At 72.4% G+C, this 20,196-nt stretch carries 17 protein-coding genes; 7 read left to right on the top strand and 10 right to left on the bottom strand.

Annotation, left to right across the window (positions count from 1 at the left end):
• Positions 1-28 precede the first annotated feature (28 nt).
• The gene (locus ACFVN5_RS19285) at positions 29-1,504 is read left to right on the top strand and encodes an ABC transporter permease (RefSeq protein ID WP_376957464.1); all 1,476 of its coding nucleotides are present in this window, start codon (positions 29-31) and stop codon (positions 1,502-1,504) included.
• Positions 1,501-2,595, top strand: coding sequence for an ABC transporter ATP-binding protein (locus ACFVN5_RS19280; RefSeq protein WP_376957462.1), 1,095 nt, complete (start codon positions 1,501-1,503; stop codon positions 2,593-2,595). Before ACFVN5_RS19285 ends, ACFVN5_RS19280 begins: the two co-directional genes overlap by 4 nt.
• Here the strand turns inward: ACFVN5_RS19280 and ACFVN5_RS19275 are convergent.
• Together ACFVN5_RS19275 and ACFVN5_RS19270 are read right to left on the bottom strand one after the other, a co-directional pair.
• On the bottom strand, positions 2,535-5,249 hold the full coding sequence (locus ACFVN5_RS19275) for an AMP-binding protein (protein ID WP_376957460.1): 2,715 nt from the start codon (positions 5,247-5,249) through the stop codon (positions 2,535-2,537). The genes ACFVN5_RS19280 and ACFVN5_RS19275 overlap by 61 nt on opposite strands.
• A gap of 78 nt (positions 5,250-5,327) precedes the next feature.
• Entirely contained in the window at positions 5,328-6,641 is a 1,314-nt protein-coding gene (locus ACFVN5_RS19270; protein WP_376957458.1) for a serine hydrolase domain-containing protein, read from the bottom strand.
• A gap of 221 nt (positions 6,642-6,862) precedes the next feature.
• Between ACFVN5_RS19270 and ACFVN5_RS19265 the strand changes: the two genes are divergently transcribed.
• Positions 6,863-7,252, top strand: coding sequence for an SHOCT domain-containing protein (locus tag ACFVN5_RS19265; protein ID WP_376957456.1), 390 nt, complete (start codon positions 6,863-6,865; stop codon positions 7,250-7,252).
• 74 nt (positions 7,253-7,326) lie between these two features.
• Here ACFVN5_RS19265 and ACFVN5_RS19260 read toward each other — a convergent pair whose 3' ends face one another.
• The 3 genes from ACFVN5_RS19260 to ACFVN5_RS19250 all read right to left on the bottom strand — a co-directional run bounded on the left by ACFVN5_RS19260 (position 7,327) and on the right by ACFVN5_RS19250 (position 8,891).
• The gene (locus ACFVN5_RS19260) at positions 7,327-7,527 is read right to left on the bottom strand and encodes a hypothetical protein (protein ID WP_376957454.1); all 201 of its coding nucleotides are present in this window, start codon (positions 7,525-7,527) and stop codon (positions 7,327-7,329) included.
• 28 nt (positions 7,528-7,555) lie between these two features.
• Positions 7,556-8,023, bottom strand: a complete 468-nt coding sequence (locus tag ACFVN5_RS19255) for a hypothetical protein (protein WP_376957452.1) — start codon at positions 8,021-8,023, stop codon at positions 7,556-7,558.
• 61 nt (positions 8,024-8,084) lie between these two features.
• A complete protein-coding gene (locus ACFVN5_RS19250; RefSeq protein WP_376957450.1) occupies positions 8,085-8,891 on the bottom strand; it encodes a universal stress protein in 807 nt (268 codons plus the stop codon).
• Between the two features lie 170 nt (positions 8,892-9,061).
• On the opposite strand from ACFVN5_RS19250, the gene ACFVN5_RS19245 reads away from it, so the two are divergent.
• The 3 genes from ACFVN5_RS19245 (at position 9,062) to ACFVN5_RS19235 (ending at position 12,159) form a co-directional block, all read left to right on the top strand.
• On the top strand, positions 9,062-10,804 hold the full coding sequence (locus ACFVN5_RS19245) for a GAF domain-containing protein (protein WP_376957448.1): 1,743 nt from the start codon (positions 9,062-9,064) through the stop codon (positions 10,802-10,804).
• Positions 10,801-11,436 (top strand): response regulator, encoded by a 636-nt coding sequence (locus ACFVN5_RS19240; RefSeq protein WP_376957446.1) that lies wholly within the window; start codon positions 10,801-10,803, stop codon positions 11,434-11,436. Before ACFVN5_RS19245 ends, ACFVN5_RS19240 begins: the two co-directional genes overlap by 4 nt.
• A 96-nt stretch (positions 11,437-11,532) precedes the next feature.
• Positions 11,533-12,159, top strand: a complete 627-nt coding sequence (locus tag ACFVN5_RS19235; RefSeq protein WP_376957444.1) for a universal stress protein — start codon at positions 11,533-11,535, stop codon at positions 12,157-12,159.
• Positions 12,160-12,233: 74 nt separating this feature from the next.
• Here ACFVN5_RS19235 and ACFVN5_RS19230 read toward each other — a convergent pair whose 3' ends face one another.
• From ACFVN5_RS19230 to ACFVN5_RS19215, 4 genes are all read right to left on the bottom strand, one after another.
• Positions 12,234-14,210, bottom strand: a complete 1,977-nt coding sequence (locus ACFVN5_RS19230) for an amino acid transporter (RefSeq protein WP_376957442.1) — start codon at positions 14,208-14,210, stop codon at positions 12,234-12,236.
• Positions 14,211-14,267: 57 nt separating this feature from the next.
• Positions 14,268-15,245, bottom strand: coding sequence for a magnesium/cobalt transporter CorA (gene corA, locus ACFVN5_RS19225; protein ID WP_376957440.1), 978 nt, complete (start codon positions 15,243-15,245; stop codon positions 14,268-14,270).
• Positions 15,246-15,298: 53 nt separating this feature from the next.
• The gene (locus tag ACFVN5_RS19220) at positions 15,299-16,375 is read right to left on the bottom strand and encodes a WxL protein peptidoglycan domain-containing protein (RefSeq protein WP_376957438.1); all 1,077 of its coding nucleotides are present in this window, start codon (positions 16,373-16,375) and stop codon (positions 15,299-15,301) included.
• A gap of 104 nt (positions 16,376-16,479) precedes the next feature.
• Positions 16,480-18,057 carry a fibronectin type III domain-containing protein gene (locus tag ACFVN5_RS19215; protein ID WP_376957436.1) on the bottom strand — a complete coding sequence of 526 codons (1,578 nt, stop codon included), beginning with the start codon at positions 18,055-18,057 and terminating at the stop codon, positions 16,480-16,482.
• Positions 18,058-18,215: 158 nt separating this feature from the next.
• Between ACFVN5_RS19215 and ACFVN5_RS19210 the strand changes: the two genes are divergently transcribed.
• The gene (locus tag ACFVN5_RS19210; RefSeq protein ID WP_376957434.1) at positions 18,216-18,920 is read left to right on the top strand and encodes a hypothetical protein; all 705 of its coding nucleotides are present in this window, start codon (positions 18,216-18,218) and stop codon (positions 18,918-18,920) included.
• A gap of 23 nt (positions 18,921-18,943) precedes the next feature.
• Here the strand turns inward: ACFVN5_RS19210 and ACFVN5_RS19205 are convergent, their stop codons facing one another.
• A complete protein-coding gene (locus ACFVN5_RS19205) occupies positions 18,944-20,164 on the bottom strand; it encodes a HupE/UreJ family protein (protein ID WP_376957432.1) in 1,221 nt (406 codons plus the stop codon).
• Between the last annotated feature and the right edge of the window lie 32 nt (positions 20,165-20,196).

Below are 20,196 nucleotides of genomic sequence, written 5' to 3'. Positions count from 1 at the left end.
GCCCGCCGGACTCGTCGTCGTCGTCGCCGTGCTCGGCGCCGCCGCGCTCATCCCCGTCGGCTACGTCGTCCAGGTCGCCTTCGAGATGGGGTGGCAGCAGCTCGCCGAGCTCGTGTTCCGCCCCCGCGTCGGCGAGCTGCTCGTGAACACGGTCCTGCTGGTGGTGCTGGGCGTGCCGCTGACCGTGGTCCTCGGCGTCGGCGGCGCCTGGCTGGTCGAGCGCACCGCGCTCCCGGCCCGACGCCTGTTCGCCGTGCTGCTCGTCGTGCCGTTGACGATTCCCGCGTTCGTCGCGAGCTACGGCTGGGCGAGCGCGATCCCGTCGATCAACGGACTCGGCGGCGGCCTGCTCGTCGCCGTGCTGGCCTACTACCCGCTCGTGTACCTGCCGGCGCTCGCCGCGCTCCGCGGTCTCGACCCGGCGCTGGAGGAGTCGGCACGGTCACTCGGGATGGGCTCGTGGGCCGTCTTCCTCCGTGTCGTGCTCCCGCAGCTCCGGCTGGCGATGCTCGGCGGCGGACTCGTGGTGGCCCTCCACCTGCTCGCCGAGTACGGCGCGTTCGCGTTCCTGCGCTTCGAGACGTTCACCACGGCCATCGTCGTCGCCTACCAGGCGAGCTTCGCCGGTCCGAACGCCGCCGCGCTCGGCGTCGTGCTCGCGCTGCTCTGCTTCGTCGTGCTCCTCGTCGAGGCCACGGCCCGCGGGCGCCTGCGCTACGCGCGGGTCGGCGGCGGCTCGCCGCATCCCGCGCCCCGGCTCGGACTCGGTCGCGCCACCCCGCTCGTCGTGGTCGCGCTCGTCGCCTTGGCGGTGGCCTCCTCGATCGTTCCGCTCGTCAGCGTCATCCGCTGGGCCCTGGTGACGGATGCCGCGAGCTGGGCGCCCGTCGTCGAGGCGACCGTGCAGACGCTGCTGCTCGCCGTCGGCGGCGCGATCGCGGCCCTGGCGGTCGCCCTGCCGGCCGCCTGGCTCTCCGCACGGTATCCCGGACGCATCGCGCGGACGCTCGAGGGCGCCTACTACTTCGCGAGCAGCCTGCCGGCGATCATCGTCGCGCTCGCCCTGGTGACCGTGACCCTCCACGTGCTGCCGGGCCTGTACCAGACCGTCGCGACCGTGATCGCGGCGTACGTGGTGATCTTCCTCCCGCGCGCCCTGGTCTCGGTGCGGGCCGGCATCGCCCAGGTGCCCGAGACCCTCGAGGAGGCGGCGCGCTCGCTGGGCACGTCGCCGTTCGTCGCGAAGCTCCGCGTGACGGGGCCGCTGCTGCTTCCGTCGATCGCGGCCGGTGGTGCGCTCGTGGCGCTCGGCGCCGCGAACGAGCTCACCGCGACGCTGCTGCTCGCCCCCACGGGCACGCAGACGGTCGCAACCGGGTTCTGGGCTGCGGCATCCGCGGTCGACTACCCCGCTGCCGCGCCCTACGCGATCACCCTCGTGCTGCTGTCGATCCCGGCGGTGGCGCTCATGCTCGCCCAAGTGAAAGCCAGGAGGACTCCATGAGCCTGCAGCTGACCGACGTGTCGAAGTCGTTCGGCCGCCTCGGCGTGCTGGACGCGGTGTCGATCGACGTGCCGCGCGGCGCCCGCCTCGCGGTCGTCGGCGCATCGGGGAGCGGCAAGAGCACGCTGCTGCGCATCATCGCCGGCTTCGAGCGCCCCGACGCCGGCACGGTCGTCCTCGACGGCCGGACGCTCTCCGGCGCGGGCGCCGACGTGCCGGCGCACCGGCGCGGGATCGGCTACGTCGCGCAGGACGGCGCACTGTTCCCGCACCTCACGGTCGCCCGGAACATCGCGTTCGGCATCCGGCGCCGGCCCGACCGCACGCGGCGCGTCCGCGAGGTCATGGAACTCGCATCGCTCGACCCGCAGTTGGCCGACCGGTATCCGCACCAGCTCTCGGGCGGGCAGCAGCAGCGGGTCGCGCTCGCCCGGGCGCTCGCCCTCGAGCCGTCCGTCATCCTGCTCGACGAGCCGTTCAGCGCCCTCGACACCGGCCTGCGGGCGCACACGCGCGCCGCGATGGTCGACGCGCTCGAGCGCAGCGGCGTGACCACGGTCCTGGTCACGCACGACCAGGAGGAGGCCCTCTCGTTCGGGCACCAGATCGGCGTCATCGCCGACGGACGGCTCGTACAGTCGGGTCAGCCCTCGGAGGTCTTCGACGCCCCGGTCGACGCCGAGATCGCGGAGTTCCTCGGCGACGTCGTGATGGTCCCGGCCGAGGCTGCGGGCGACGCGCAGGCGATGTGCGCGTTCGGATGCCTCGAGGTGCGGCACGATCGCAGCGGCGGCGCCGCCCGGGTGTGCGCCATGCTGCGGCCGTCGCAGCTCCGGGTCGACGACGCGGCCGGGGGCGGCAACGCGACCGTCGTCGGGATGCGGTCCGCGGGCAGCACCGCCGAGCTGCGACTCCGGCTCGGCGCATCCGAGATCCCGGTCGAGGTGACGCACCGGCTGCCGCTCCACGAGGCGTCGCGGTTCCGCCCCGGATCGACCGTGACGGTCGACGTCGACGGCGGGGTCGTGCTCTACCCGGCGACCGCGCTCCGGACGCGCGGCGACGTCGCGGAGCCCGCACCCGCGGCCTGACGACGGCGGCGCAGCGCGCCGAGTCCCGCCGTGGCCAGGCGGTACGCGTACCAGGCCGCGATGCCGACCGCGAACGAGAGCAGCGTGCCGAGCCACGGCGCGGACTGCTCCCAGGCCGGGTACACGACCCAGTGCGTCAGGTAGACGAAGAGGGATGCCCCGGCCACGAGGCGCACGGCGGGCACGATCGGCCGTGGCATCCGCAGGCTCGGCGCCCAGACCAGCAGCAGCACGCCCACGATCACCACGCCCTCGCGGACGGGATCGCCGAAGAACCCGACGGTGGCGGCCACGGCGACCGCGGAGACGAGCAGGCGCTTCGGCACCGTATCGGCGCGGGCGACCGCCCAGCCGAGCACCAGGCACCAGAGCACCGTCGCCACGGCGTAGCGCTCGACGCCGTGCGCGTCGATGCCGACGAGGGCGTACCGGACGCCGAGCGTCGCGGCGAGCAGGGTGAGTGCGAACGCCCACGGATGCCGCCGCTCGAGCCGATCGACGGGCCGGATCGCGAGGAGCAGGGCGAGTCCGAGCATCGTCCAGACTGCCGCTTCGAGGAACCAGAACTGCCACTGCTCGTTCCAGCGCCCGTCCCCCGGGACCAGGTTGTTCACCAGCAGCGCCGTGGTCGGCACGTACTTGCCGCTCACCAGTGCGACCGCTCCGATCCACAGCACGGCCGGGACGGCGATGTGCGCCGCGCTGCGGAGCAGGCGCCGCGAACGCGCGCCGCCGGCTCCGGCCGCGAGCTGGAACCGGGCGAGGTTGTACCCGGCGACGGCGAGCAGGAGGTGGGCGCCGCCCTTCACGCCGAGCAGGTCGGCGTGGGTGGCGACGATGAGCACGATCGCGATCGCCCGCAGGATCGCCGGCGTCTCCACGTTCGGGAACCACGAGCGGGCGAGTCCTGCGGCCCTCGGGCGGGGCGCGCTGCGCGTCGCGTCCTCCACGGTCGAGGAGTCGGTCGGTGGGGTCTCCTCGCGGCCCGATGCGTCGACGTCGGCGGCAGTCGGCGCGACGGTCTCGGCGAGCGCGCGCGGCGACCGGGAGGGCCAGTCGCGCGGAAGCCGCCCGAGCAGTCCCTCGAGCCGGAGCGAGACCTCGACGTAGCTGAGCGAGTCGCCGCCGAGGCCCGCGAAGGTGTCCTCGGGGGTCGCGTCGGGCCGGCCGAGCAGCTCGGCGTACAGGTCGCGGATGGTCTCGGCGGTGACCGTGCCGGTGGCGGCATCCGTGCCGTCCGCGGCAACCGTCGCCGCCTCGTCGTCACGTCGGTCGAGCAGGTCGGCGTGGCGCACCAGGGCGGCGAAGTCGGGCTTGCCGGTCGACGTGCACGGGAACTCCGCGATGGGGTAGGCCCGGACGGCATGCACCGGGATTCCGAGCAGCGCCGCCGCACGCGTCCGGGCCGCCTCGAGGAGCCGCTCGGCGCGGACGAACACCAGCAGCCGCTCGCCCGCACTCGCGGTGCGGACCTCGATGCCCTCCTCGGCCAGCAGCCGCTGCACGGCGTCGAGGTCCACCCGCAGGCCGTACACCTTGACGAAGCGGTTCATCCGGCCGACGACCTCGAACAGCCCGTCCTCACGCTGCTTGGCCAGGTCGCCCGTGCGGAGCTCGTGCACGGTGCGCCCGAGCGCGAAGTCGTCGGGCGACTCGGCGTAGCCGAGCATGACGTTCGGTCCCTCGTACACGAGCTCGCCGATGTGCGCGCCGGGCTCGGCGTCGATGCGGAGCCGGCCGCCAGGGATGGGGCGGCCGATCGATCCGGCGGCCCGCTCTGCGAGCTCGGCGGGCACGTACGCCATGCGTGCCGTGGCCTCGGTCTGCCCGTACATGACGACGAACTCGAACCCGCGGCGATCGCCGAGTCGCGCGAAGCGGCGCACGGCCTCGGGCGCCAGTCGCCCGCCGGCCTGCGTGAGGTAGCGGATGCTCCGCGGCATCCGCTCGGCGAACCCGCCGGCATCGAGGAGCTCGAACGTGTACGGCACGCCGGCGAACGACGTGATCCGGTGCTCGGATGCCTCGTGCCAGAACTCCGCGTCGGTCACCGAGCGATCGGTGAGCATGACGCTTGCGCCGGCCACGAGGTGGCTGTTGATCACCGAGAGCCCGTAGCAGTAGTGCATGGGCAGGGTGGTCGCCGCCCGATCGTCGGGGGTGAGGCGCAGGTACTCCGCGATCGCCCGTGCGTTGCTCTCGAGGTTCTCCCGCGAGAGGCGCACCAGCTTCGGTGAGCCGGTCGACCCCGAGGTGCTGGCGAGCAGTGCGAGCTCGGGGGAGAAGCGGTGGACGGTGCCCTCGCGGACCTCATGCAGGGCCACCGCGTCACCCGATCCGGCGGCCACGAGGTCGGGATCGAACCGGTCGGCGAGCGATGCGCGATGCCGGATCGAGCCCTCGTCCTCGCCGGGCGCGACCAGGAGCACGGGGTGCCCGCCCGCCAACGCGGCCAGGTAGGTGACGATCGGCTCGACCGCGTTCGCGGCCTGCAGCATCACGAGCCGGCGGCCGTCGCCGAGTTCGGCACGACGCGCGTCGACCCGATCGGCGAGCTCCCCGTAGGTGATCCGCTCCGCACCCGCCACCAGGGCGATGCGGTCGGGACTGCCCCCGAGCAGGGTCAGGCCGGGCGAGAGCGCGGTGGTGGGCACAGGTGGACTCCGAGTCGGATGCGGGGGTGTCAGGTAAGCCTAACCTCACTTGCCGCGGCATCCGAATGGCCGCCCGGTCTATGACATCGGCAGCGGGGTGAACGGGTGGCCGAGGGCGTCGGACACCTCGGCGAAGACGCGGACGGCCGGGAACATGCACGGCACGCCCGTCGTGTTGTCGGCGAGCGTCTTCGAGTCCGAGCAGTCGCCCGACGGGATGTCGCTGTTCACGAGCACCACGATCGTCGAGTCGCTCGCGGTGTGGTGGTACACCGTGGTGTTGTAGCCCTCGATGTCGCCGGTATGGCCCACCCAGCCCGCGATGCAGCCGTTGCCGTAGCCGTAGCCGCCCTCGGCGGGGATCGCCTCGAGGCGCTCGACGGCCATGTCCTCGTCGAGGATGCCCTGGCCGGTCGAGAGCACGCGGCCCCACTCGAGCATGTCGTCGATGTTCGAGATGACCTGCCCGGCGGTCCAGGCGGAAGTGGGGCTCCAGTTCGTCGTCTCCACGGGTTCCTGCGAGTCGGCGGGCGTGCCCTGGAGGCTGAATCCGGAGAGGTGCGGATCGGGCATCCCGTTGGTGTCGGGGAAATACGTGTCTTCGAGCCCCAGGGGCTCGAGGATCTCGGACTGCAGCACCTCGGGGTACGGGCGACCGGTGACCTGCTCGATCACCGTGCCGAGGAGCACGTAGTTGGTGTTGGAGTAGTTGAACTGGGTTCCCGGGTCCGACAGCGGGGGCATGCCGAGTCCGTAGGAGAGCAGCTCCTCGGGGGTCCAGGGCTGCGTGGGGTCCGCGAAGAGCCGGGTCGTCATGGCGTCGTCGGCGGTGTAGCTCGGGATGCCGCTCGTCATGTTCAGCAGCATCCGGATCGTGACCTCGTCGCCGTTCTGCACGCCGTCGACGTACTGGTCGATCGTGTCGTCGAGGCTCAGCTCGCCGTCCTCCACGAGCTGCAGGATGAGCGAGCTGGTGAACGTCTTGGTGATCGACCCGACTCGGGTGAAGTCCTCGGCCGTCGCCGACGTGCCGGTCGTGGGGTCGGCGTCCCCGAACGCCTCGATCCACGTGCCCTCGGGCGTGCGGACGCCCACGATCGCGCCCGGCGCGGACGCGAGTGCGAGGCCCTGCTCGGCGGCGTCGTGGAGCTCGTCGGCCAGGTCGAGGTCGCCGGTCGCGGCGGTCGCGGGCAGCTCGGCGGACACGACGGCCTCGGGCGCGACGCCGAGGCACGTCGCCGCCGCATCGTCGGAGGCCGTCGGCGACGGGGATGCCGTGGAGACCGGGGCGGCGGTGCAGGCCGAGAGGCCGAATGTCGCAGCCGAGAGGCCGATCGTCATGACGGCGAGGATCGCGGATCGGTGGAGCGCAGTGGCTGGGTTCTGGCGCATCGGGTTCCGCCTCCGAGTCTGTCGACCACGTGGGCCCATCGTGCTCCTCCGCCGCGCAGCGCGACAAGGCGACGTGCACCCCCAGTTCGAGTGCGCGATGACGCTCGTCGAAGGTCGGATCGCGACATTCCCTCGGGGGTGTTGCGCTGTGTTTCGGCCGAGGTCTAGCGTCAGGGCAGGATCGGCGCATTGGACGACGCCGAAGGACGAAAGGTGCGACGATGAACAGTCTCTGGGATTTCCTCGTCTGGCTCTTCTGGATCTACATCGCGATCGCGTGCATCTGGATCTTCATCACGATCTTCATCGACATCTTCCGTGACAAGTCCCTCAACGGGTGGGCCAAGGCGCTGTGGGTGATCTTCCTCGTGATCCTGCCGTTCCTGGCGGCGCTGGTCTACCTCATCGCCCGCGGGAACTCGATGGCCGAGCGGCGTGCGGGGGACATGCGGCAGATGCAGGCCGCGAACGACGAGTACATCCGAAGCGTCGCCGGCAGCGGCGGCACCTCCGCGGCATCCGAGATCGCGAACGCGAAGCAGCTGCTCGATTCGGGCGCGATCTCGCAGGCGGAGTACGACCAGCTGAAGGCCAAGGCGCTGAGCAGCTGATCCGACTGGGGAGGACGGCGGCGGTCGACGCGGAATGCGCGACCTCCGCCGTTCTCGTCACCGGGCGGACTCGCTCAGGCGTGGTGGGGGCCGTACGAGCGCCCCGACGGGTTGCGGACGACGACGCGGACGCTGATCGGCGTCAGCGAGTCCGCCCCGTCGGCGGGGCGACGGCTCGGCTGCGACAGGATCACGCGCCCGTCGTGGGGCGAGATCGTCAGCGTCGCCGCCGCGGTGCGGACGGTGGTCCTGGTGATGGACGTCGTTCGGCTCACGGGGTGCTCCTCCTCGAGATCGGTGGGTTCAGCGCGCCTCGGCCTCGGCCTCGACGGGTCGGGGTCGGGCACTCGCGGTGCGGGTGATGGGCAGCAGGCCGAGGAGCAGCATCACGAGGCCGAATTCGACGGCGCCGGCGATGAAGTAGACCGCCTGCAGGAAGCTGAACGGGATGAGCATCATCTGCACGAAGATCCAGATGAGAGCCGCGAATCCTGCGGCCGCGCTCGCGAGGAGCGCCGACGGACGCCGCCGCCACAGCAGGATGAACGCCAGCGCGTGGATGCCGCCGAGGATCAGGGCGAGCGCGAGGCCGGGCACCAGGTACGACGAGAACGCCGAGCCCTCGAGGTACTCGACCGGCGGGGAGAGCACCGTCGCGAGGTCGGGCACGAGCGCACCGACCATGAGGGAGAGCCCCCCGGCGACCGCCGTCACGGCCACGAACGCCTCGACGACGAGGAGGGTGATGCGAGTGGCTCGCTTCGTGTCCATGGCGCCAGTGTGACGCGATGACGGATGCCCCGTGGGGACGAAGGTCCCGTCGCAGTTCGGTTCAGTCGGCCGCCACGTGCGGGACGATGACCACCGGCCCGCCCGCGTTCAGCAGCAGCTCGCTGTTGGTGCGCCCGAGCGGACGGAATCCGCGGGCTCCGGCCTCGGTGGGGCGACCGCTGACCGTGAGGACGGCGCGGCGCGAGGCCTCCGCGAGCGCCTGTCCCGCCGGAGCGGTCGAGCGGCGGAGCTCGATGTCGACGGACTGCTCCTCCGCGTCGGCGGCGTCGAGGAGCCGGGCGAGTTCCCGTTCGTCGAACGGGAGGTCCCGGTCCGACCGGATCACGATGAGCGGCTCGCCCAGCCGTGACGCCTCCCGCAGTGCGTAGCGCACCGACCCGATCCAGCCCGGGGCGTTCCCGGCGCCGGCCACGATGCCGCTCCGCGGGTCGCGCGCCGAGCCCGCGACGACCGCCACCGGCACCGGCGCGGTCGCCGCCAGCTGCAGCCCTCGCGCGCCCAGCGCGCGGCCGTGGAAGGTGCCCGTCTTGTGGGAGCCGATGACGACGGACTCGTACGCCGACGCCGATGCGGCCAGTTCGATCATCGGAGCGCCCATGTCGATGCCGGCGGACACCGGCACCCCGTCGGCCGTCTCGCGTGCGAACGCGAGCTCCCGGACGGCGAGGCGTTCGGCATCGGTCCGCAGCTCCCGCAGGTCGCGGTCGCTGATCGTGCCCCATTCGTCGTCGACGACGTTCAGCAGGAACACGCCGACGCCGAGCTCCTCGGCCCGAGCGAGCGCCCAGACCACGGCCGAGCGACTCGCGACCGAACCGTCGATGCCCACGAGGATCGCCGCGTCCATCGCCACCGCCTCTCCGACGTGCGCACCTCCCGCCGATCCCGACGGGACGGCGTTCGCACGTGGCCATGTTCGGCGCGTCCGCGCTCGTCGGCCGGGTCTTTGGTCCCCTGCTCCCTGACGACCCGTCGAGGGCGGTGGTAGCCTGCGGTCAAGCCGTCCCCGGAGGTGCAATGCCCGGTCAGCGGTCGCCTGGGTCGCTCCCGGGAAATCCCGGGTCCGAGCTCGATCGCGCCCTCCACGAACTCGTCGAGCGCGCCGGCGAGGTGGTGCACTCGCAGGACCGGCTGCGGTCCCTGTTGCGAGCCACGCAGGCCGTCGTCGAGCCGCTCGACCTTCCCGTCGTCCTCGAGCGGATCGTGCAGGCCGCCGTCGAGCTCGTCGACGCCGAGTACGGCGCGCTGGGCGTGATCGCCGCGGAGGGCGGCCTCGAGGCGTTCGTGCACGTCGGGGTGCCTGCTGAGCAGGTCGAGGCGATCGGACACCCGCCCGAGGGACGCGGGCTGCTCGGGGCGCTGATCGACGATCCACGACCGATCCGGCTCCGGCACATCGCCGAGGACGCGCGATCGGTCGGATTCCCCGTGGGGCATCCGCAGATGGATGCGTTCCTCGGAGTCCCGGTGCGCGTGGGCGATGCGGTGTACGGGAACCTGTACCTCGCCGAACCGCGCTCGGGCGAGTTCACGCCGGCGGACGAGGAGCTGGTCTCCGCGCTGGCAGCGACGGCGGGATCCGCCATCGCGAACGCGAGGCTCTACGACGAGACCGTCCTCCGCCAGCAGTGGACGGCGTCGTCGGCCCAGATCGCGTCCGCGCTGCTCGACACCGCGAGCTCGGCGGCGCTTCCCCTGCTGGCCGACGAGCTCGCCGCCAGGTCCGCGGCCGACCGCGTCTGCATCCTCGTCGCGGGGAACGAGCCCCTGACGCTGCGGATCGCCGAGGCGCGCGGTGCCGATGCCGACGACCTCGCCGGCGCGGTGGTCTCGTCGATGGACACCGCGGCGGGCCTCGCCTTCGAGTCCGGCGAGTCGCGTCTCGTGGCCGGCGTTCGCGAGGCCCGCGCGCCCGATGCGCTCGCGATCGTCGGCGAGCGCGGGGCGGGCCCGGTCATGATGGTGCCGCTCACCCACGCGGACTCGGTGTCGGCGGTGGTCACGGTCGGCCGTGCGCCCGGCCGGCCGTCGTTCTCCTCCGCCGAGCTCGACATCGCCGACGACCTCGCGATCCGGGTCGGGCTCGCGATCGAGCTCGCCGAGGCGCGCGAGCAGCGGCAGCGCGCCCAGCTCGGCGAGGACCGCACGCGCATCGCACGCGACCTGCACGACCACGTGATCCAGCAGCTGTTCGGCCTGGGGCTCGAGCTGCAGTCGCTCGCGCACGACTCCCATCCGGATGCCGCGGCTCGCCTGCAGGAGGCGGTCGCCACGCTCGACGACGCGATCTCGCAGATCCGCACGATCATCTTCGCGATGCGCCCGCGCGGGCCCGAGCGCTCGTTGCGGCATCGGATCCTCGACCTCGTGGCGGAGGGCTCCTCGGGCTTCCCGCACCCCGTGCCCGTGGCCTTCTCGGGACCCGTCGACCTGGTGATCGAGGGCACGCTCGGCGACGACGTCGCGGCGGTCGTCCGGGAGCTCCTGGCGAATGCCGCGCGGCACTCCGGCGCGGACCAGATCCGCATCTCGGTGGCCGTCGACACCTCCTGGGTGCGGGTGACGGTCGACGACGACGGGGTCGGCATCCCCGAGCACGGCCGGCGGAGCGGCCTGCAGAACCTCCTGATCCGGGCGGAGCGGCGCGGCGGGACCATGCGCATCGACTCGGCGCCCGGGATGACGGAGATCGAGTGGCGGGTTCCGGCGCCCGGATCGCGGTCGGGCCCCGAGGCCGGGGCGATCGGCGGCCCCCGATGACACGCATCTTCCTGGTCGACGATCACGAGATCGTCCGGCGCGGCATCGCGGAGCTCCTCGATCGCGAGTCCGACCTCGAGGTCGTCGGCGAGGCGGGCGACGTCGCGCACGCGCTCGCGCGGATCGAGGCGACGCGACCCGACGTCGCGGTGCTCGACGTGCGGCTCCCCGACGGGGACGGCGTCGAGCTCTGCCGCGAGATCCGGTCGCGGCATCCCGAGGTGCGCTGCCTCATGCTCACCGCCTACGACGACGACGAGGCGACCATGTCCGCCGTGCTCGCGGGAGCATCGGGCTACGTGCTGAAGAACGTGTCGGGCACGGACCTGGTCGCGGACATCCGCGCCGTGGCATCCGGTCGCTCGCTGCTGCACCCGGCGGCCGCGCGGCACGTCGCCGAGCGGGCGGAGGCCGACCGCGACGACCCGCGCTTCGGCTCCCTGCAGCTCAGGGAGCGGCAGGTGCTGGCGCTCATCGCCGAGGGCCTCACGAACCGGCAGATCGGCGAGCGGCTCGGCCTCGCCGAGAAGACCGTGAAGAACTACGTCTCGGGGCTGCTGCGGAAGCTGGGCCTCGAGCGGCGCACGCAGGCGGCCGTGTACGAGCTGGAGCGTCGCGACCCGCAGGCGTGAGGCGCGGCATCCGCCACCGTGCCGCGTGCCCCCGTGCCGGAGCCCATGTGACCTTGGGCCCGATCACGAGGTCGCACGCGGCGCCATCCTGTGACCATGTTCACCAAGGTCATCGCAGGGCGGGACGGCAGCCACGAGTCCGAGGCGGCAGCGGACTGGGCCGCCGAGCACTCCGGTGGGGCACCGCTCACGCTCGTCCATGCCATCGGGGGGAAGCCGACCGGCAGCGAGTACCTGCAGGCCTCGGGTGAGCGATCGGCGGAACGGACGAGGCTGATGGATGCCGCGGAGCGACTCCGCGCGTCGCATCCGGAGCTCCGCGTGGAGACGGAGACCGTGCACGGTTCGGCGATCGATGCGCTCGGGGAGCGGCTCGCCCCCGACGTGCTCGTCGTGGTCGGCGGCCCCGACCACCGCCGAACGACCAGGTGGACCCTCGGGTCGCGCTTGGCCGGACGCCACGACGGGGGAACCGTGGCGGTGATCCCAGAGACCCCGGCGACCGAGCGGCGGGTGGCCGTGGTCGCCGGGGTCGACGGGTCGCAGGCCTCGCTGGCCGCGGTCGACGTCGCCGCCGAGGAGGCGGACCGGCTCGGTGCGCCGCTCGAGCTCGTGCACGCGGCTCCTGGTCGTGGCGAGCCACGGCGCGGCGGCGTTCACGCGGTTCTTCCTCGGCTCGGTCAGCCACGACCTGCTCGAACGAGGCGCCGGCGCCGGTCATGATCGTCGCGCCGAACGGCGCGCGTCCCGAGTGAGCGAGCCCTCGGAGCAGCGGCGGTCACCACCCGCGGTCGGCCTCACCCCACGTGGATCGTGGGCCGCTCGGCCGGGTCCTTCTCGACCTCGCGGAGGATCTCGCGGACGACGGGGGCGGTGTCGCCCCGGCCGAGCAGGATATACCTCACCATGTGCACGAGCGGGTTGCCCTCCGCCCATTCGAAGAACGCGTGGGGGCGGACGCCCGTGGCATCCCGCATCGCCACCAGGATCGCGGCGATCGCGTTCGGGGCCGCCGGACTGTCGGCGCGCAGGATCCGGTGATCCCCGACCTCCAGGCCGCGGACGTGCAGCACCTCCTGGAAGTCGGACGGGTCGACCACGTCGATCTCGAGGAACAGCACGTCGGCCCGACCGGGGACCGGGTTGAGCTCGCGCTGCGCGCGTTCCTTCTGCCGGTAGTCGGCGGCCTCGCGCATGCCCGGCCGGATGGCGACGAGGTCGAGCCGGCCGTCGTGCACCAGGGAGTCCTCGATGAAGCGGCGGGCCGCGTCGTCGAACTCGATGCGGTCGGCGCGGATCTCCGTCGTTCGGGTGACCCGGGAGATGATCGAGACGGCGACGATGCCGAGGATGAACATGGCCGAGATGGCGAGGCCGTCGGGCTTCTCGACGATGTTGTCGACGAGCGCGTAGCCGAGGAGCACCGTCAGGGCCGCGAAGCCGACGATCGGCGCCGTGCGCTTGCGCCGGATCGCGGAGATGAGCACCGCGACGGAGGCCGAGGCCATCATGGCGAGGATCCCCGTCGCGTAGGCGCCGGCCTGGGCGTCGACATCGGCCTGGAACGCGATCGTGATGACGATGCTGATCGTCGTGTAGACGAGCACGACGGGCCGCACCGCCCGGCTCCAGTCGGGCGCCATGCCGTACGCCGGCAGGTACCTCGGCACGATGTTGATGAGGCCGGCCATCGCGGATGCCCCGGCGAACCACAGGATCAGGATGCTGCTGATGTCGTAGACCGTGCCGAACACCTCGCCGAGGTACTCGTGGGCGAGGTACGAGAGCGCGCGGCCGTTGGCCGGACCGCCCTCCTCGAACGCCTCCGGCGGGATCAGCAGGGTCGTGACGAGGCTCGAGGTGATGAGGTAGACGGACATGATCAGCGCCGCGGTCGTGAGCAGCTTCTTCGTGTTCCGGATCCTCGAGGCGAGTCGCTCCTCGGCCGTCGTGCCGGATGCCGCCACGAGGGGCATCATGCTGACGCCCGTCTCGAATCCCGACAGGCCGAGGACCAGGAGCGGGAACGCGAGGAGGGCGGGCAGCAGGATCGCGGCGAATCCGCCGCGGCCCTGCGTGAGCGCATCCCACCAGTCGGTGATCGTGAGCGGATGCTCGAAGATCGCGACGAGCCCCGTGCCGATGACGATCGCATTGAGCGCGAGGAAGACGGCGACGAGCGGGATCGCGACGTTGACCGCCTCGGTGAAGCCGAGCAGGAACACGCCGCCCAGGATGACCAGGAGCCCGATGGTGATCGGGACCGCCCACCCGTGGAACACCGCCGGCGTCAACGGGTTCTCGATGATGTGCACCGTCGCGTCGGCCGATGACAGCGTGATCGTGATGATCCAGGAGGTCGCGACGAAGCCCAGGAGCACCAGCACGAAGATCTTGCCCCGCCAGAACGGCAGCAGGCGCTCGAGCATCGCGACGGACCCCTGCCCGTGGGGGCTCTCCTTCGCGACCCGCCGGTACATCGGCAGCATCCCCAGCAGGGTGAGCGCCACGATCAGCAGGGTCGCGATGGGGGAGACGGCGCCGGCCGCGATGATCGCGATCGAGGGCAGGTACGACAGCGTGGAGAAGTAGTCGACGCCCGTGAGGCACATCACCTTCCACCAGGAGTGCTGCTCGACGTGCGCCTCCCGGATCTCGGGGCCGGCCGGCTGGACGGTGCGCTCGAGGAGCCAGCGCGACAGCGGGGTCTCGCGTCGTCGGCTCTTCGGCCCGGGGACGGTGGCGGGGAACTCGAACTGCGACCAGTCAGGCATCTCGTCCTCCCACGCGCCGCCTCGCGGCGGCGATCACCTCGTCCACGGGGCGGCTCGTCAGAGCCACCCCTTCGTCTTGAAGACGGCGTACAGCACCACGCCGAGTCCGACCATGAGCACGATGGCGAACGGGTACCCCAGCGCCCAGTGGAGCTCGGGGATGTTGCTGAAGTTCATCCCGTAGATCGTGGCGACGAGCGTCGGCGTGAACAGGATCGCGGCCCAGCCCGACACCTTCTTCACCGACTCGTTCTGCTGCTGGGCCACGAGGGTCATGTGCGTCTGGAGGGCGGACTGGAGCAGTTGTCGCTGGGCGTCGGCGCGTTCGACGATGCGGATCGTGTGGTCGAGCACGTCGCGGAACGACCGCCGCACCTCCAGCTCGACGCCCTCCTTCGGGAGATCGTCGCGGAGAGCCGTGAAGATGTCGATGAGCGGCTTCGTCGCCCGACGGAAGTCGCTCACCTCGCGCGTCAGGTCGTAGATGCGGCGGGTGACCGCCGCGTCCCCGCTCTCGAAGAGCTCGTCCTCGACCTGCTCCACGTCGGCGTCGAGTCCCGCGGCGACCGGGTCGTACTCGTCGACGACCTGGTCGGCGACGGCGTAGAAGACCCCGAGCGGTCCGCGGGCGAGCAGCTCGGGCGCGGCCTCGAGGCGTCGCCGCACCTTCGCGATGTCGGGCGACTCGGCGTGGCGGATGACGATGACGAAGTCCGGGCCGATGAACAGGTGCACCTCGCCGAACTCGACGGTATCGGTCTCCTCGATGTAGCGCGCCGGCCGCAGCACGGCGAAGCGGATGTCGCCGTAGCGGTCGAGCTTGGCTCGCTGGTGTCCGTTCAGGGCGTCCTCGACGGCGAGCTCGTGCAGGTGGAACTCGTCGGCCACCGTCTGCAGCTCCTCGGTGTCGGGCCGGTAGAGCCCGATCCACGCGAAGCCGCCGTGCTGCTCCAGCGCATCGAACGTCGCGTCCAGGCTGTCGGGCGAGGCCACCCGGCGCCCGTCGACGTAGATCGCGTTGTCGATGACGGTCACAGGGTCAGTCTCCTCCGAGCAGAGCGATTCGCGCCTCCCCTTGCGGGCCGTGTTCAGCGGATCCGGCGGGCGCGCCACCGCCGCGCGAGCACCACCGCGCCCGCCGCGACGACCAGCACGGCGAGCAGGGGGATCCACGGGATCGCCCAGCCCAGCCCGCTCGCGCCGACGGCGTCGAGCGGGCCGGTCGACCCCGCCGGATCGGTGTAGAGCGGGACCGCCGTCACGGCGGCCGACAGCGTGCCCACCTGGCCCACGTCGTCGATGGGCGCAGACACGCTCCACGACTCTCCGGGCAGCAGCTCGGGGGTGTTCCCGAGGTCGCCCGCCGTGCGCGGCGTCAGCCCGAACGGCCCGCTGAGGGCGACCGACTGCTCGGCGGCGAGCACCGTGTCGCCAGTGTTCCGGATTGTGTACGTCACGGTCGCCGTGCCCGCGCCGAGGAGCTCCGGGGAGTAGCCGACGCGGACGTCCTCGACGGACAGGCGCGGGTGGAAGGTGCCGCCCACGTGGAGGCGGACGCGGATGGCCGCTCGATGCTCGACGCCCGAGTCGGCGGATGCCGCGGGAACCGTCGTGACGATGCCGCCGACGTACTCGCCGCGCGCATCCCGGGGCACCGTGATCGCGAAGGGGACCTCGGCGGACTCGCCCGCCTCGAGGGCGACCTCGGCGGCGGGGAGCGCGAGCCAGGCGCCCACGCCGATCGGCTCGTGGCCGCTCGTGCGCAGGTCGAGCTGCCCGGCCTCCGTCGTGAAGGCGTCGGCCGCGTAGAGCCGCACCTCGATCCGCGCGTCGCCGGTGTTCGCGACGAGCACCTCGTCGTCGATGCGATCGCCGGGTTCGACCGAGTAGTCGTAGTTCGCACGGCCGGCGCCGTAGGGTCCGTCGATCGTCGCGACATCCCACGCCGCGTCGGTCGCGGCGGCGGCCGCGGGCGCCGAAGCGGGTGCGGCGGACACCGCGGGCGGGGCCGAGGCCGCGGGGCCGGCCGCGGAGGCGACGCTGAGCGCCCCGGCGGCGATCGCGACGGCGGCGACGGCAGCGGCGCCGCGAGCGCTGACGCGCGCGGCGCGGAGGATCGGGGTGGCGGGTCGCGGGCGTCGTGCACGCTGGGCGGAGGCGGTCATGGTGCGATGGTCCTGTCGTTGCGGGGTGGGCTGGGCGTTGCCCGGATGAACGGGGCGGGTGGGCGGGCGCCGCAGCGCCCGCCCACCCGACTGCGGCGGGACGGTCAGTCGATCGTGGTGATCGTCACGTCGTCCTGCTGGGTGGTGACGGCCGGGGCCGTCGCGCCACCGCGCGGACCGCGGGTCTCGTCGTACCTGTGGATGACGACCTGGTCGACGACCGAGCCGACGGGCTGGGCCGGGCTCGCGCCCTCGTCGGGACCGCACCAGCTCTCCTGGCCGAGCTCGACGGCCGCATTGGGCGCCGCGCACGTGCCGCTGCGGATGTTCTCGACCTGCAGATGCTCGTCGCGCACCGAGACCTTCACGTAGCTGCGCACGTGCTCCTGGTCCTCGACCGAGTTGGCCCAGTGGCTCGCGGGGTTGAGCGGGTCGGGACCGAAGTCCGAGCCCACCCGCGGTGCGGTGAGGTCGTAGTACTTCGAACCCGAGGCCGAGTTCGCCGTGACGTAGACGACGCCGCCCGGGCCCTGGAACACGCTGTCGGCACCCGGCTGCTCATCGGGGTTCGCCTTCTCGCCGTTGCGGATCAGGTAGCTGCGCGAGTACGAGTGGTCGTGGCCCTGGAGCACCAGGTCGACGCCGAGCTCGGAGAACGCGGTCGGGAAGTCCCGACGGCGCTCCTGCGCGTCGCTGTCGTTGGCGTGCGAGGCCGGCGAGTAGATCGAGTGGTGGTACACGAGCACCGTGTACTTCGCCTCGTCGCCGTGCTCCGCGATCACGTCGCTGACGTAGCCGATGTGCGCCTCATCGGCGTCGACCCCGGGCTCCGCGCTGGCGGTGTACGCGTTGCTGTTGAGGTCGATGAAGAGCACGTCCTTGTACGTGAACCAGTAGTCGCCGCCCGACTGCGCGGCCGGGTTGCCGCGGTAGTGCTTGGGCGAGCGGTCGGTGTTCGGCGTCCACAGGTGCTGCTCGTAGGCCTTGCCGCCGACGTCGTGGTTGCCGATCGTCGCGACCCACGGCACGGAGCGGAGCTCCTCGGGCGCGAGGAACGCCGTCCACTGCGACTCGACGTTGGCGGTCTCGACCTGGTCGCCGCCCGAGACGAGGAGCTCGGCCTCGGGGTTCGCGCCGACGGCGACCTCGAGCGTGTCCTCCCAGCCGGCCTGGTCCTTCGGGACGTTGCCGGACGAGCCGATCTGCGGGTCGCCGAAGAACAGGAAGTCGAAGTTGCCGTCGAACTTCCGGGTCTTGAATGCGTGGGCCTCGGACCAGCCGCCGTCGCCGCCGACCCGGTACGAGTACTTCACGTTCTCGCTGAGGCCGGTGATCACCGAGTGGCCGTTGTAGCCGCCGTTGACCGTGTTCGCGCTCACGACCGCGGGGAAGACCGTGGCGTTCGCGGGGAACTGGCCCTTCTTGATCGAGTTGGTCGGTGCGACCTGCACGACCTGCGCCGTCGACGCCGAGGCGTACCAGTTGACGACGCGCTGCGACTCGTCGGCCCCCGTGAGGAGGATGATGTCGTCGATCGCGGCGGGCTCCGCGGCCTGGGCGGCGCTCACGGCGAAGCCGCCGAGCACCATGGCGGTGCAGGCGGCCGCCGCGGCGGCTCCCAGCGCGGCGCGGCGCCGCACTGCATGGAATGGCGCACCGAGGGTGCGCGGGATTGCCTTCATCGGGAGATGACTCCTTGTTCGGGTGAGGTGGTGGCCGCAACCGGCCGACGGTCACGTTCGTCCCGCCGTCTGTCGATCGGGTGAACCGTGGCGGAACAACGTGGCGCGTGACGTCGAACACTCGAAGGAGAGCGATTTCCGTGCGGTAGAAACGTCGTGTGCTGAGCCGTAGGAGCGACGTCCGTCGTCCCCGTCCCCGTCCCCGAGCCGCCGCGTTCGCGGCATCCGCTGCCATCGCCCTGGCGCTGGGCGGATGCGCCGCCGCCGACGACTGGTCGGCTCCGCGGCACGCCGTCGAGCCGGTCGGCACGCTCGCGCCCGGGTTCATCGATGCGGCCGCGCCGCCGTCGCCCGAGGCGACCGTGACGCCCGAGCCCGGCACCTGGGACGGCGTGCACCCGCCCGCCGGGTACCGCGTCGTGCTGCTGACGGCGGAGTACGACCCGGCGACCGCGCAGCTCGCGACGGGCGTGACCGAGTGGGCGGGAGCCGAGCGCGTGAGCCTCAAGCGCGTGGAGGTCGCCGCCCCCGACGGCGCCGTGGGCGGCATCACCGAGGCCATGGACCTCGACCCCGACCTCATCATCGCGACGGGTCCGGCGCTCGTCGACGCCCTCGCCCTCGTCACGGCGAGCCACCTCGACCGGCAGTTCCTCGTGGTCGGCGCCCAGGTGCCCGAGCCGACCGGCAACGTGACGGCCGCGATCTGGGACGGTGCCGCGTCGCGCGGCAGCGAGATGGCCGACACCGCCGACTCGCACGACGAGACGGCCTACACGAGCGAGCGGGCGGATGCCGCGGTGCGCGCCGGCGTCGCGAGCGTGCTGCACGACGTCACGGGCGTCGTCCTCCAGCTCGGCTGAGCGCGACGCCCGCGGCATCCGCTTCACCCGATGCCGAGCACCCGCTGCACGGACCAGACGAGCCCCATGACGGCCACGCCGCCGGCGACCACCACGCCGACCGCGAGCCCCGTCCTCGGGGTCTTCCCGCGGAGCAGGAGCAGCAGCGGGAAGACTGCCAGGATGATCGAGACCTGCACCGCCTCGATTCCGACGTTGAAGACGAGCAGCGAGAGCAGCAGCGGCCACGAGAACGGCTCGTCGATGCCCAGCGCGCCGGCGAAGCCGAGTCCGTGCATGAGCCCGAAGCCGAACACCACCGCGAGTCGAGCCCAGTCGGCGCGGTCGAAGCCGCGGCCGGTGGACGGCGCCAGGCGCATCGCCGGGTCGCGGTGCTCGCGCCAGACGCGCCAGAGGTACCAGACGGCGACCACGGCGATCGACAGCGCGATGAGGGGCTCCACGACCACGCCGGGCACCGAGACCACGCCGAGGGCGGCGAGGATGAACGTCACCGAGTGGGCGGCCGTGAACGCGGTCGCGGCCAGCACGACGTCGCGCAGGCGTCGCGAGCCGACGATGAGCGCGAGCAGGAAGAGGATGTGGTCGATGCCGAAGAGCAGGTGCTCGGCGCCGAGCACGAAGAAGTGCGAGAGACGCTCGGCGAGCGCCTGCTCGGTGCTGAAGGTCGGCGCCTCGCCGTCGAGGGTGGCGTTGCCCGAGCGCCCGTCGAGGTCGTACTCGAGGATCGTCACCGCGCCCTTCACGTACGCCTCGTCGTCGGGGAACAGCGCCGTGCGGAACTCGTGCGCGGCCGCGGGCTCGCAGGCGTGGTCGATCGTCAGCACCGCGTACGGCACGCCCTGGCGCTCGACCACCTCGAGGTCGCCGACCCGCGTCGGCGTGCATGGCTGGCCGCCCGCGCTCACCTCGAAGCGGGCGTTCACGTAGTCGGCGATCTCGTCGGCGTGCGCATCGAGGGCGGACTCCTCGTCGCCGGTCTGGAAGACCGCCATGCCGTCGTCGAAGAACGCCGGGGCGTCCTCGTACTCCGCGACCGAGACGACGAGGAGGTCGTACTCGAGCTCGAGCTCGGTGCGCACCGTGTCGTCGGCCGACGCGGAGGCGTTCGCGTAGACGACGGTCGAGAAGCCGTGGGCGTCGGCCGGCGAGGCCGAGAGCGTGACGAGCAACGCGGCGATGAGGGACGTGACGGCGAGGGCGAACGCGGCGACGGGACGGCGCGTGCCGGGGGTGGGGGACATCGGGCTCCTTCGTGGCACGCCGATGCTCCACG

Source organism: Agromyces sp. NPDC057865, from assembly GCF_042796995.1.
Lineage (GTDB): Bacteria > Actinomycetota > Actinomycetes > Actinomycetales > Microbacteriaceae > Agromyces.
Note: the sequence above shows the minus strand (reverse complement) of the source record. Positions and strands in the feature narration are given on the sequence as shown.